Source organism: Halorubrum sp. Atlit-28R (genome assembly GCF_003665955.1).
Lineage (GTDB): Archaea > Halobacteriota > Halobacteria > Halobacteriales > Haloferacaceae > Halorubrum > Halorubrum tropicale.
Window position 1 is genome coordinate 1 of record NZ_QPLS01000252.1, and the last position, 446, is coordinate 446.

General features: G+C 60.3%; 1 pseudogene. It reads right to left on the reverse strand.

The features are described 5' to 3' along the window. A pseudogene (locus tag DVK06_RS19515) lies at positions 1 to 404 on the reverse strand (hypothetical protein); the annotation flags it as partial. Between the last annotated feature and the right edge of the window lie 42 nt (positions 405 to 446).

Genomic DNA, 446 nt, shown 5'->3' on the forward strand with positions numbered 1-446 from the left:
TTCCCTTCGCGGGTATTCTCTCGTCCGGCGACACTCATCGCCTGCATAGTCAACACGACAATGGCGAGAGGGGCTAGTGTCCAGAATAGCCACCATGCGCCGGACCAGAGGCCGCCCTCGGGTGCTCCCCACGTCGCGGTGTCGGTAGTGCTACCAGGTGCGTTGATACCGAACACGAGGTGCTGGAACGCATCCAGAACATCACCGATACCGTTCGCGAACGACGCGACAAACCCGGCGAACGCCTCGGTGACGAACTCGACCGGGTCAATATCCAACTCGGGAACGACGTTTCCCCCGCCACCACCGCCTCCACCACCACCATCATTGGGTGGTGACCCGCCACCGCCCGAAGGTGGGCGGAAGCCACCACCGCCGACACGAGCGTTGTTACTCCCGGTCATCTATTGAAATTAAAGATTGAGTCAGCCGAACAGCGATACTAT